Genomic DNA, 11,801 nt, shown 5'->3' on the forward strand with positions numbered 1-11,801 from the left:
GGCTATACATTGCGCGCCAGCTGGCGCAGGGTGGCCAGCACCACCTCGCCCCGCTGATGCAGTTGCCCCAGTTCGCCAGGCGCCGGCTGCGCGCTGGCTTGGCACAGCTGACGGCCGAAGGCATGCAGCTCGGCGTGGACCTCGCAAAGGTGAATGAACAGGGGCTCGGCGCCATGCCGACGTGCGCCTTCGTTCGCCAGCCAGTGGGCAAACCGGCTGTGCGCCTCATCCAGGGTGGGCGCGCTGGCGCGCTCGCCGCGCAGATACAGGGTCACGGCGGTCATCCAGGCGCGCAGCTCGGTGCGGGCAAACAGCAAGGGCAGGTCATCACGGTTCAGTGCCGGCAAATTGCGCCAGTTGGGGTCACCCTGCCAGTGGGCGGCCCAGGCGGGCAGCTTGCTGGCCGGCATGGGCCGGGCAATGCCATAACCCTGGGCTTCTTCACAGCCCAGTTGCAACAGCATGGCGCCGTGTTCGGCGGTTTCCACGCCTTCGGCGATCACATCGCGGCGGAAAGCCGCCGCCAGGCCGATCACGCCACTGAGAATGGCCAGATCGTCTGGATCGTCCAGCATGTCACGCACAAAGCTCTGGTCGATCTTCAATCGAGCCACTTGCAGGTGCTTAAGGTAGGTCAGCGAGGAATAGCCGGTGCCAAAATCGTCCAGGGCAAACTTGACGCCCATGGCGCGGCAGGCAGCAATCACCTGGGCCACTTCGGCCAGGTCTTCCAGCGCGCTGGTTTCCAGGATTTCCAGCTCAAGATGCTCAGGATCCACCTCGGCGTGGCTGTCCAGAATTTCGCGCAGTCGACTGACAAACCGGGCTTGCTGTAACTGGCGGGCGCCAATATTGACGCTGACCGGCAGGATCAGGCCCTGTGCCTGCCACAGGCTCATTTGCGTCAACGCCTGGTCGATCACCCATTCACCCAGGTCTACCGCCAGCGGGTGGGCATCCACCAGCGGCAGGAAGGCGGCGGGGGGCAGCAGGCCCTTGTCTGGATGCTGCCAGCGCAACAGGGCTTCGGCGCCAATCACTTCGCCCCGGCGCATGTTCACCTTGGGCTGGTAGTGCAGCACGAATTCACCCGCTTGCAGCGCCCGGCGGATGCGATCCAGGCTTTCGTGCTGCCCCTTGATGTGGTGATCGTGGGCAGCATCAAACAGGTGATAGCGGTTTTTGCCGGCCAGCTTGGCCTGGTACATGGCCTGGTCGGCCTGACGCATCAGTTGGTCGGCGTCCACCTCGCCTTCCTGCGGGTAAAACGTCACCCCCAGGCTGGCAGACACTTGCAGTGGCTGGTTGCCCAGCATCACCGGCTGGGCGGCAGCGGCCAGCAGGCGGGTCAGTGCTGGCGCGCTGGCCTGGGTGTCGTCCAGATCCATCAGCACGGCAACAAACTCGTCACCGCCCAGCCGCGCCAGGGTATCGCTGTCGCGCAGGGTGTCGCGCATGCGCCGCGCCAGCTGCATCAGCAATTGGTCGCCAATATCGTGGCCATGGCGGTCATTGATGGCCTTGAAGCCGTCCAGATCCAGATACACCACAGCCAGGCGCTGGCTGCGCCGCTGCGTCTGGCTCATGGCCTGTTGCAGGCGATCGGCCAGCAGCACGCGGTTGGGCAGGCCGGTCAGCGCATCGTAATGGGCAATATGCTCCAGCTGCTGCTCGTGCGCCTTGATCAGGGTGATGTCAGAGAACAGCGCCACATAGTGGCGGGTATGGCCATCTTCGTCGCACACTGCGCTGATGGTCTGCATTTCAGCGAAGATCTCGCCATTTTTGCGCTGATTCCAGATTTCGCCATACCAATGGCCCTTGTCCAGCAGGCTGCGCCACATGGCGGCGTAAAACTCGCGGTCGTGGCGACCAGAACGCAGCATGCGCGGGTTTTGCCCCAAGGCCTCGTCACGGCTGTAGCCAGTTATCCGGGTAAAGGTGTCGTTGACGTCAATGATATTGCCTTCGGCGTCGGTAATCATGATGCCTTCGCGGGCATGCACAAATACGCTGGCAGCCAGTTGCAGCTGTTGCTCGGTGCGCCGGCGCTCGCTGATGTCGCTGAGCGAATTGAGCATGGCCGGTCGGCCCTGCCAATTGATGGGCGTGCTGCTCATCTCGATCCAGCGCGGCGATTCGCCATTGCCCAGGCGAAACTGACAGCGCGGCACCCCATGACCACTGCTGCCGGGCAGGGGATGCAGCTGGCGGGCCACCTGGCGCTGGTCATCGGCATGCACCAGGGCGAGAAAACCCTGGCCATACAGGCCGGCAGGGCCAGCATTGGCCATGTGTTCCATGGTGGGATTGCAGTAGCAGATGCGTCCATCCTGCACCACCACAATGCCTTCATGTGCCAGCTCGATCAGGCTGCGATAGCGCGTTTCGCTCTCGGCCAGCTGCGCCTCAGCCTGACGACGCTCAATGGCCAGGCTGATCAGCCGTGCGCATTGTTCGATCAGCACAATATCGGCGGCGGTCGGGGTATGTGGCTGGCGATGATAGATGGCAAAAGTGCCCAGCACCTGGCCATCAGCCGACAGGATGGGCTGCGACCAGCAGGCGGCCAGCCCGGCCTGACAGGCCAGCTCGGCATAAGGCGCCCAGTTGGGATGGTGGGCGATATCAGCCACCACCACACGCTGGCCGCGATGGGCCGCTGCGCCGCAGCTGCCCACATCAGGGCCGATTTTCAGACCTTCCACTGCGGCGTTGTAAAATGCCGGCAAGCTGGGAGCAATGCCCTGGCCCAGACAGCCGGTTTGCGAATTGAGCAGCAGGATGCTGCACAGCATGGCCGGGTGCATCTGCTCGACTTCGTGCACCACCGTCATCAGCAAGGCCGGCAGCGGCTCGCCGCGTGCCAGCAAATCCAGCACCCGGCTGCGGAACTGCTCGTGGCGTTCGGCCAGATGGCGCTCGCTGATGTCGGTATGGGTGCCGATCATGCGCAGTGGTTGGTCATCTGGGCCACGGCTGACCACCATGCCCCGGCTCAGTATCCATTTGTAGTCACCCTGCTTGCTGCGCAGGCGGAACTCCAGCTGGTAGTGGCCATGGTGGCCATCCAGATAGGCGGCAAGCCCGGCCAGTGCAGCAGTACGGTCTTGCGGATGCAGCAGATCCAGCCAGGCTTGGTAATGGGCGGGCAACTCGCCGGGGGCGTAGCCCAGCATGTCCAGCCAGCCACGCGAGTACTCCACCCGATTATCCTGCAAATCCCAGTCCCACATGCCGTCGCCAGTGCCTTCCAGCGCGCATTGCCAGCGAAACTCGCTGTCGCGCAGCGCCTGGCTGTGCATCAGCACACGCTGGCGCTCAATCGCCAGCGAGCGATTGGTCAACCACAGGCGAAACAGCAAACCGGCAATCACCAGCAGCCCCAGCGCCCCCAGCACCACAGACAAGGCATAACGTGCCCAGATGTCGCTCAGGGTAAAGGCAGGGCCGCGATCAAACGGCGGCATGCGCAAGGTCAGCAGCAGGTGCTCAATGCTGCCGTAGTCGGCAGGAATGGTGAAGCCATGAATCCCCATGGCACGGGTCAGCGGGGCATCGTGTGGCAATTGCAGCAGCGCCACCGCCACCCGTTTGGCCAGTGCCGCGTCCACACCGGCCAGCGCAACAAATGGCCATTCCGGATACAGCTCGGTGGTGGTCAGCCAGGGCAACTGGCCATCGGGGGTATCAGGCAGATGCATCACCTCGATGTCTTCCAGCCGCAGCCGGCCTTCACCAGCCAGCTCTTCCAGCAAGCCCGTGCGCACCAGGCCGGCATCGGCACGGCCGCTAAGCACAGCCTGCACCACCTTGTCGTGCGGCGCCCCGGTGGTCAGCCACAGGGTGTCACGCTTGAGATCCAGCCCGGCCTCGCGCAAGGCCAGCGCCTGCATCTGATAGCCGCCCAGCGACATCGTGCTGGTAAAGGCCACCGTTTTGCCATGCAGGCGCTCGGGCGTATCCAACCCGCGCCCGCGCAACGAGAACACCACCCCGCCAAAGCTGGCGCTGGGTGTGCCATGTACATCGTTCACCAGGGTGGCCAGCGGGGCAGACAATTTTTGCTGGTGGCTGATCAGCACGAAATGCCCGGGATTGGTCAGGACAAAGTCTACCTGCTTGCGCGCGACGGCCGCTTCCAGCTCGGGAAAACTATAGGCTTCCACGCGAAAATCCCGCTCGGGAATCGCCTGCTTGAGCGCCTGCGCCAGCGGTTGCCATTGCGCCAGGGTTTGTGCCTTGGGGCGATAGGCCAGTACGCCAATACGCACCGGTTCGGCCGCAGTAGCCAGCCAGCACAGCGTGCACAGCCACAAGGACAAGGCAATGCGGATCATGCGAGAGAAATTAAGCATATTGCAAACCAATATACTGTGTTCCGCGATAAAATTCACCGCCTGTCAGCAAGGGGACCGCAAAAAATGTCCGGCCCTTCAACAGCTGAACTGCGCCATGGCCTGACGCATGCGGCTGGCGGCTTCGGTCAGAGCCTGACTGGTGCTGACCGCATCGCGCACCAGCCCATGATTTTCACTGGCCAGCACGGCAATATCGCGCGAATGGCGCAGGATGTCCTGCGCTGCCCCGGACTGCTGCTCGGCAGCATGGGCCAGTTGTTCCATGGACTCAAACGAGGCGCGCGAGCGCTGGCTGAGCGTAGCCAGCGGCTCGACAATGCTCTCCACCTGCGCCACCCCCTGGCGCACCTCGCCCACCCCGGCGTCCATCCCCTGAACGGCAGCACGGGTTTGCTGGCGCATGGCGTCGATCATCTGGTGAATCTCATGTGTGGACTGGGTGGCGCGGGTGGCCAGCGCGCGCACCTCGTCGGCCACCACGGCAAAGCCGCGCCCCTGCTCGCCGGCACGGGCCGCCTCAATCGCGGCGTTCAGCGCCAGGAGGTTGGTCTGGTCGGATAGTTCACGAATGGTGTCCACGCTGCCGGCAATACTGTCCGAGCGTTGCTGCACAGCATTGACCTCGCGGGCCGAGGCCGCCACTGCATCGGACAAGCGCCCCACATCGCGGGCAGCATCGCCCACCAGCCCACGGCCATGTTCGGCCAGCGCCACGGCCTCTTCGGCCAGGCTGCGGGTATGCTGGGCAGTGTCGGCCACACTGTGAGCCTGCTGATTCAGTGCCTCCACCGCCGTGGCAATGGTGCTGGCCATACGATCCTGCGCCTGTGAGCGCTGGGCAATTTGTTCAGCAGCACGCGCCAGGGTATCGGCCGATTCACCCACCTGCGCCGCGCCAGCATTGACGGCGCCAATCATCTCGCGCAGGCTGCCCTGCATGCGCGCCACCCCGCGCAGCAACAGGGCAGGCTCGTCCCGCCCCTCTGCCTGCAAGGGGGTGCGCAAATCCCCGGCGGCCACCCGCTCCACTGCTGCACCGGCTTCATGCAAGGGCCGCACAATGCTGCGGGTGATGCGCCAGGCCAGCAGCACGCTGATCAGCAGCGAAGCGCCGCCCAGCGCCAGCATGGCTTGCTTGGCCTGCTGTGAGCGGGCATCGGCGTCCTGCGCACCCTGCTCGGCCCGGTGGGTTTCCAGCTCCACCACCTGACGGCTGGTCGCAACCAGGCTATCCAGCGCCGGCAGGGTGCGGGTTTCCAGTAGTTTTTGCGCTTCGGCCCGTTCATCGCCTTCCAGCAAATCCGCCGCATCGACAAAAATCTGGTTATACGCCTGACCCTGAGCTTTAACCTGCTCCAGCAGCGTGGTTTCCTGCGGGCTGTCGGCCAGCGGCAGCAACTGGGCCAGCGCCTTGTCCAGCACTGCCTTGTTGGCGTCGATATCTTTGTACAGAGGAATGCGCGCCTCCTGACTGGGCGCGGCCACCAGCCGCACCAGCTTCATGGCATTGGCGGCAGCGGTTTCCATCACCGTATGCGCCAGTTCGGTTTTGACCAGATCGCGCCCGACAATCTGACGCGCGCCAGCCTGCATGGCATTGATGGCAAGGGTGGCAGCGCCGGCAATCAGCGCCATCAGCATGACCAGCACGGCAAAGCCGGCGCCCAGGCGCGGGCCGATGGTGAGTTGGCGTAACAAGACATTCTCCTGCATAAAGCAATCGTCAAGAATCGGGAGCGAACACAGCGCGCCGGGTCAGGCGATGGCGGCGTATGTCCTTTTGGTCGCCTCAGCACTGACCCACCTTACACGGGCTGCACAAAAAAATCCTGAACTCATGCCTGAATCATAGTGAGGCCACCGCACAATTGCCGACAGACACAACAAAGGCCGCCCACCGGGATACGGCAAGCGGCCTTGGCAGGCATGCTCGATTCAGACGGGAAGCTCAGTCAGGAAACAAGCCGGTGGACAAATAACGGTCGCCACGGTCGCAGACAATCGACACAATCACCGCGTTTTCCAGCTGTTCGGACAATTTCAGCGCCACCGCCAGCGCGCCGCCAGACGATGGCCCGGCCAGAATGCCCTCTTCGCGCGCCAGCCGGCGCACGGTGTCTTCCGCCTCGGCCTGGCTGATCAACTCCAGGCGGTCGATACGGGAAAAATCACAAATCTTCGGCAGGTATTCCGGCTCCCACTTGCGGATGCCGGGAATCTGGCTGCCCGGCTCTGGCTGCACGCCAACAATCTGGATGGCCGGGTTCTGGCTTTTCAGATAGCGCGAGGTGCCCATGATGGTGCCGGTGGTGCCCATGCTGGAGACAAAATGGGTGATGGTGCCGGCCGTGTCTGTCCAGATTTCCGGGCCGGTGCTGTCAAAGTGCGCCTGTGGGTTGTCCGGGTTGCCAAATTGATCCAGAAAGCGCCCTTCGCCGGCTGCAATCCGCCGGCGCGCCTCGTCAATCGCGCCCGGCATCGACGCCGAGGCCGGGGTGAGCACCACTTCGGCGCCATAGGCCTTCATGGTGGCCACCCGTTCGGCGCTGGAGTTTTCCGGCATCACCAACACCATGCGATAGCCCAGCATCGCCGCCGCCATGGCCAAGCCGATGCCGGTGTTGCCGCTGGTCGGCTCAATCAGCGTGTCGCCGGGGCGGATGTCGCCGCGCGCCTCGGCGCGGCGAATCATCGACAAGGCCGGGCGGTCTTTTACCGAGCCGCCGGGATTATTGCCTTCCAGCTTGACCAGCACCACATTATTGCGCCCGCGCGCCATGCGCTTGAGCCGCACCAGCGGGGTGTGGCCGACAAAGTCTTCGAGGGTGTGAAAAGTCGGGGGGATGGACATCGGCGGCTTCCTGAAACTGAAAAAGAGTTCAGCGGATTATAGCCCTGGCCGCCGCCGTGGCGCGGAGCAAGCACAGAATGGTTTTCTATATGGTTAGAACGCCGGGCTCAGGCGCGCAGCGCCGCCACCAGCGCATGCATCCACCCGCAATCTTCACCACGCGGGTGCCGGGCATCAATGATGAACTGTAAATTTTTGGCCGTGGTGTCCCCCTCCCAAGGCTCGCGCCGTCGGGCCAGCGCATCCGCCAGCGCGGTTTGCGCGCCGATGATATCGCGTGCCAGCACCGCCAGCTCCAATTGGGTGGCGTAATCCCAGTAATCCGGCTGGCCGCTGGCCATGCGCCGCGCCACCGCGTAGCGCACCACCGGCAATAGCTCGGCCTGGCGCGGGTCGGGCGTCTCTTGCATTTCCATCAGCGTCACCACGTTGATGCCGGGGTAGGCATCGCGCCAGTCGGCCTCAAAGCCGCGCAGGTATTCGGCAATCGCTTTCCTGAGTACACCAGCGGCCTCGATTGCCCGACCTTCCCCCAGCCGCGCCAGCCAGCGGTCTTTGTACACCCGACCCAGAATGCCGCAGGTTTCGCTGCTGGCGCCGCGCTGCTGGATCACATCCAGCAATACCTGCTCGGCCTCCTCACTGCGGCCAGCGCGGTTCAGCGCCAGGCCCAACTGCTCGCGCACCAGGGAGCTGGCGCGCAAGGGCGGCGACATCTTGCCTACCCAGTCCACCATCTGCGCCCAGGCGCTCAGCGCCCGGTAGGACAGCAACACATCCACCACCACGCCCGCGTCGGCCCGCGCCACGTCACCCAGCTGGGCGGCGACCTGGTCAATCGCGGCCAGCTGACGGCTGGCGCGGGCTTGGGCCAGCGCGGTTTTCAGCGTTTCGGCGTAATCCACCCGCTCGCGGAACACATCGGTTTTCAGCCGGGCAATATCCGGAAAGCCCTCCAGCAGCTGATACACCGGGCTATCGGCCTCTGCATGGCGCGCGTCGCGCAGTTTTTGGCTGAGCGCCGCCACTTCACCGGCCAGCGCAGCCGGGTCGGGCGCGCCGCTGGCGTCCAGGGTATAGGGCAATGCGCGCAGCAGGTTCACGTCAAACGGCAACTGGCCCCAGCCCTGGGCAAACAACAGCTGGGTGGCGTGCGGGCGCACGGCATGGCGCAGGCCCAGTTCGTAAAACACATTGGCGTTGGCGCTGGTCAAGTCGGCCACGGCAAATTCGCACAGAATCAAGCGCTCGAACATCGCCTTGTGAATCACCCCGCCCACCTGCTCTTCATCGGCGCGCAGCGCTTGCAGGCCAGCGGCGCAGATGGCCGGATGGATCAACTGACGGTACACCGCGTCAAAATCCACCAGCCGGCCATCGGAGGTGGGTTTTTTGCCAAACGGCATCAACACAAAGCAAAGTGGGGTCATGATCGGCGCTCGGCTGGGGGATCACTTATCCTGACAGCATGGCGCGGCTTTGTCGATGGCGCACAGCGCGGCACCCCAGCCTGCCGCGTTTGGCCAGCACCGCTATTGCAGATAAAACCAGTTGGCCAGCATGTCCTGGCAGGCGTCATCGGCCAGCCAGGCGTCCAGCCAGTGGGTGAATGTGGTGAGCATGGCAGCCTCCGGGTGGGTGGCCGGCGCGGGGTGCGTGGGCCTGATGAAGCCAGTATAGGCCGGGGCTTGGCATGGATAAAATGAATTGATTCTACTTTTTCAATAGCAAAAAACTATCAAAAAAGATGCACTGATTGATTCAGGAAAACCGTGTTCTATAAAATAAAAATCTATTAAAATCAAAACACTGAATTCATTCCAGCGCGAAAAGAACAATCTTCAGCATATCCACACAGCCACGCTCAGCGTAAAAAAACACAGCGGCCCGCAGGCCGCCATGTTGATCTCGCGCGGTGGCGCCGCATCAGGCTGCGTCGTTGCCCTCGGCGGGTTTCTTGCTGCTGCGCCTTTTGCGCGGGGCCGGTTCGGCGGCGTCTTGCGGCTTGGCCTTGGGCAGGGCGCTGAGCACAAAGTCGATCTTGGCGCTTTCCAGGTCGGCGCGCACCACTTTCACCGCCAGCGCATCGCCCAGCTTGAAGGTCATGCCGCTCTTTTCGCCGACAATCGCCTGGCGCTGCATGTCGAAGTGGAAGTAATCCTTGCCCAGCTCAGAGATATGCAGCAGGCCTTCGATGTGCACGTCGTCCAGCAGCACAAACACGCCAAAGCTGGTGACGGCGCTGATCTTGCCGGTGAACACTTCGCCCACCTTGTCGCGCATGAAGTAGCACTTCAGCCAGGCGTCCACATCGCGGGTGGCGTCGTCGGCGCGGCGTTCGGTCATCGAACAGTTTTCGCCCAACGCCGCCCAGGTTTGCGGCGGGGTGTACTGGCCGCCCTGCAGGATGGCCTTGATGGCGCGGTGCACCAGCAAATCCGGATACCGGCGAATCGGCGAGGTGAAGTGGGTGTAAGCCTCATACGCCAGGCCAAAGTGGCCCACGTTGTCCGGGCTGTACATCGCCTGTTGCAGGCTGCGCAGCAGCATGGTTTGCAGCACGGCGGCGTCCGGGCGCGGCTTGATCTTGTCCATCAGCTTGGCGTAGTCCTTGGCGGTCGGCGCATCGCCGCCGGGCAGGGTCAGGCCGGCCAGTTGCAGAAAGCCGTGCAGGACTTCCAGTTTCTCCGGGGTGGGGCCTTCGTGCACGCGATACAGGCAAGGATGGGTGTGCTTGAGCAGGAAATCCGCCGAGCAGACGTTGGCGGCCAGCATGCATTCTTCGATCAGCCGATGCGCGTCGTTGCGGGTGACCGGCACAATGCGCTCGATTTTGCCCTGTTCGTTGAACAGCATCTGCGTTTCGGTGGTTTCAAAGTCGATGGCGCCGCGACGGTTGCGGGAGGCCAGCAGCACCTTGAACAGCGCATACAGGTTTTGCACATGCGGCAGCATCGGGTGTTCGCTGCCGTGTTGCAGCCAGTCCCACACCTGATTGTAGGTCAGCCGCGCCTTGGACAGCATCACCGCCGGGTAGAAGGTGTAGCCGCGAATCTCGCCACGGTTGTTGATGTTCATGTCGCACACCATGCACAGGCGCTCGACTTCCGGGTTCAACGAGCAAATGCCGTTGGACAGCGCCTCGGGCAGCATCGGGATCACCCGACGCGGAAAATACACCGAATTGCCGCGCTCGATCGAGGTGAGGTCCAGCGCGTCGCCAGGCTGCACATAATGGCTGACGTCGGCAATCGCCACCACCAGACGGAAACCCTTGCCCTGCGGCTCGCAATACACCGCGTCGTCAAAGTCGCGCGCGGTTTCGCCGTCGATGGTCACCAGCGGCAGGTCGCGCAGGTCGCGGCGGTCGGCGGTGAGGTCTTTTTTGCGGACTTTCTTCGGAGTGTGGCGGGCTTGTTCCAGCGCGCCTTCAGAGAATTCATGCGGCAGGTCGTGCTTGCGCAGGGCGATTTCGATTTCCATGCCGGCGTCGGCGTAATTGCCCAGCACCTGAATCACTCGGCCCATCGGCTGCTTGTGGCGGCTGGGTTGTTCCACCAGCTCGACCATCACCACCTGGCCATGCTCGCCGTCGGCGTGGCCGTCGGGCTCAATCAGAATATCCTGGTTCAGACGGCGGTCTTCCGGCACGGCAAACCAGACTCCGCGCTCGCAATACAGCCGCGCCACCACCGATTGATTGACCCGCTCGATCACTTCGATGATGGAGGCTTCTGGCCGACCGCGCCGATCCAGGCCTGATTGACGGAACATCACCCGGTCGCCATGCAGCACTTTATGCATTTCACGCTCGCCGACAAACAGGTCGGCGCTGCCGTCGTCCGGCTTGATAAAACCAAAGCCGTCCTTGTGGCCGATGATGCGCCCGGTTTTCAGGTCGAGCTTATCGACCACGCACACCGCGCCCTTGCGGTTGATCATCACCTGCCCTTCGCGCTCCATGGCGCGCAAGCGGCGGACAAAAAAGCTCATCTCGTCGGTCTGGATGTCCAGCAGCGCGGCCAGCTCGTCGGGAAACATCGGCGCGCCTTCGTTTTCCAGCTGTTGCAGGATGAACTCCCGGCTGGGCAGCGGGTGGTCGTATTTCTCCCGTTCACGGGCCAAATACGGGTCCTGCTCGCGCAGGGAAAAGTTTTTTTGTTTTTTTTGCTTGCTAACCATTGACAGTCTCAAAAAAGGGCTTATAATGCACAACTCATTCAGCGCTGCACTGAAAGCAAAACAGCACAGCGCGATGTGCCCAGGTGGCGGAATTGGTAGACGCACTAGGTTCAGGTCCTAGCGGTGGCAACACTGTGGAAGTTCGAGTCTTCTCCTGGGCACCAAAGGTTTCAAAGGAAACCAGCAGTAGTTTAACTGGTTTTCAGCAACAATCCGAGAAGTTTTTGCCCAGGTGGCGGAATTGGTAGACGCACTAGGTTCAGGTCCTAGCGGTGGCAACACTGTGGAAGTTCGAGTCTTCTCCTGGGCACCATCCGCAAAAAGCCCCTCAGCACTGCTGAGGGGCTTTTTCTTTGTCTGACGCAGACAACAAGTCACTTCAGGCCACGATTAATCCGCCGATACAT

The 11,801-nt window shown here is 62.9% G+C and carries 5 protein-coding genes and 2 tRNA genes; 2 read left to right on the forward strand and 5 right to left on the reverse strand.

Annotated features, from left to right (window positions below; translation table 11 throughout):
• Nucleotides 1–2 precede the first annotated feature (2 nt).
• From DFR34_RS07190 to rnr, 5 genes are all read right to left on the reverse strand, one after another.
• Nucleotides 3–4,358, reverse strand: a complete 4,356-nt coding sequence (locus DFR34_RS07190; protein WP_110390485.1) for an EAL domain-containing protein — start codon at nucleotides 4,356–4,358, stop codon at nucleotides 3–5.
• 78 nt (nucleotides 4,359–4,436) lie between these two features.
• Nucleotides 4,437–6,059 (reverse strand): methyl-accepting chemotaxis protein, encoded by a 1,623-nt coding sequence (locus tag DFR34_RS07195; protein ID WP_158281760.1) that lies wholly within the window; start codon nucleotides 6,057–6,059, stop codon nucleotides 4,437–4,439.
• Between the two features lie 250 nt (nucleotides 6,060–6,309).
• Nucleotides 6,310–7,212 carry a cysteine synthase CysM gene (gene cysM / locus DFR34_RS07200; protein ID WP_110390487.1) on the reverse strand — a complete coding sequence of 301 codons (903 nt, stop codon included), beginning with the start codon at nucleotides 7,210–7,212 and terminating at the stop codon, nucleotides 6,310–6,312.
• A gap of 107 nt (nucleotides 7,213–7,319) precedes the next feature.
• Nucleotides 7,320–8,642 (reverse strand): TRAFs-binding domain-containing protein, encoded by a 1,323-nt coding sequence (locus DFR34_RS07205; protein WP_211309325.1) that lies wholly within the window; start codon nucleotides 8,640–8,642, stop codon nucleotides 7,320–7,322.
• Nucleotides 8,643–9,138: 496 nt separating this feature from the next.
• A complete protein-coding gene (rnr, locus tag DFR34_RS07210) occupies nucleotides 9,139–11,394 on the reverse strand; it encodes a ribonuclease R (protein WP_110390489.1) in 2,256 nt (751 codons plus the stop codon).
• 77 nt (nucleotides 11,395–11,471) lie between these two features.
• Here rnr and DFR34_RS07215 point away from each other — a divergent pair.
• Both DFR34_RS07215 and DFR34_RS07220 read left to right on the forward strand, forming a co-directional pair.
• Nucleotides 11,472–11,558, forward strand: a tRNA-Leu gene (locus tag DFR34_RS07215).
• A gap of 62 nt (nucleotides 11,559–11,620) precedes the next feature.
• Nucleotides 11,621–11,707 (forward strand) — tRNA-Leu (locus DFR34_RS07220).
• Nucleotides 11,708–11,801 lie beyond the last annotated feature (94 nt).

Origin of the sequence: Rivihabitans pingtungensis (genome assembly GCF_003201855.1) — a bacterium.
Lineage (GTDB): Bacteria > Pseudomonadota > Gammaproteobacteria > Burkholderiales > Aquaspirillaceae > Rivihabitans > Rivihabitans pingtungensis.